Annotated in this window: 2 protein-coding genes; both read left to right on the forward strand. The window is 54.9% G+C overall.

Annotation, left to right across the window (positions count from 1 at the left end):
- Positions 1–189, forward strand: a 189-nt coding sequence (locus V6C16_RS13480) for an amidohydrolase family protein (RefSeq protein ID WP_333543465.1), incomplete at its 5' end; no start/stop codon positions are given.
- A 424-nt stretch (positions 190–613) separates the two neighbouring features.
- Positions 614–952, forward strand: a complete 339-nt coding sequence (locus V6C16_RS13485; protein ID WP_333543466.1) for an Hpt domain-containing protein — start codon at positions 614–616, stop codon at positions 950–952.
- The last annotated feature ends 361 nt before the right edge of the window (positions 953–1,313 follow it).

Below are 1,313 nucleotides of genomic sequence, written 5' to 3' on the forward strand. Positions count from 1 at the left end.
CACGATCTGGACGTGCGGCAGGAAGCTGTGTGGCTGCGCGAAAACCTTGACGTCCCCCCCGAGGCTCTGGTGCGCCTTATGACAATCAACGGCGCCGCAGCCCTCAACCTGCTCCCCAGTGGCGCAGGCCGCCTGGAGCCGGGCAGCCCGGCAGCTTTCTGCGTTTTGCCAGAGTCTCTCGTCTATTAGACAGTGTCGTCACGAGATGAATTTCCTTGGTATATCAAGGAGAACGAGCCTTTTATGCAGAGAGTGTACTCTTATGGTACTCGACCGGAATAAAAGGCGAAGTTCGACGCAGAGATACCGGGAAAGGCGCTCGTGACGACACTGTCTAGAGCATTTTACCTTTGAAAAAATGTAAATGCTCTAACGCGGCATGAAAGTGCAGCGCGCCACAATCGGCCCTGCCGGTCGTCCGCGCCGACAGACAGGCAGCGCCCCCGGCGACAGCCGGCACTTTATACCAATAAAATTATTGTCATGCGCAAGTCTAACTGGCAGTATTTGCCTACACCAATTCTGCTTGTCTGGAATACCAAGGGACCACTGCCCCCGCTGTGATCCCGGCGGCATCTGCCGTCTGCTATCAACCTGCGCCAAGAAGGAAATCATGACCGAGGAATTACTGGACTGGAAGGACGCCATGAGCCGTGTGCTCAACAAGCGCGACCTTTACGTCAAGCTGCTGGGCAAATTTATTGAAACGGAACGCGACACTCCCGACAAGGTGGCTGTGGCCCTCAAGAACGGCAAGACCGACGAGGCCAGAGATCTGGTACACAGCACCAAGGGCGCTGCGGCCAATCTGGGGGCCAAGGCGCTGGCCGCCGCCGCGCTGGAACTGGAGATGGCAATCAGGGCCGGGGCAGACACAGGCCGCGCACTCAGCCATTTCAGCACCACCGTTATGGAAACCCTGGTGACCATGCACGCCTTCAAAACCCAGTAGTTCCGAAGTTTTCATTCAGCCGAAAATGCGATTTTCGGCTGAATCCACGCCATTGTGGCGCGCTGCACTTTCGTGCAGCGTTAGAGCAATTTCACTTTGAAATCGCTCGGACGGCTGCGTGAGCAGACGTTCGCTACGGAGGCGTAAGCACAGTTTATCTGCGCGGTTAAACGCCGAAGTGAGCGTGCCTTAAACTTTGAGAATGTATATTCTCAAAGTTAATCTGCTCTAGGAAGTGTCGTCACGAGATGAATTTCCTTGGTATATCAAGGAGAACGAGCCTTTTATGCAGCGAGTGTACTCTTATGGTACTCGACCGGAATAAAAGACGAAGTTCGACGCAGAGATACCGGGAAAGGCG

The sequence above is a fragment of the Desulfovibrio sp. 1188_IL3213 genome (assembly GCF_036763145.1).
Classification (GTDB): domain Bacteria; phylum Desulfobacterota; class Desulfovibrionia; order Desulfovibrionales; family Desulfovibrionaceae; genus Desulfovibrio.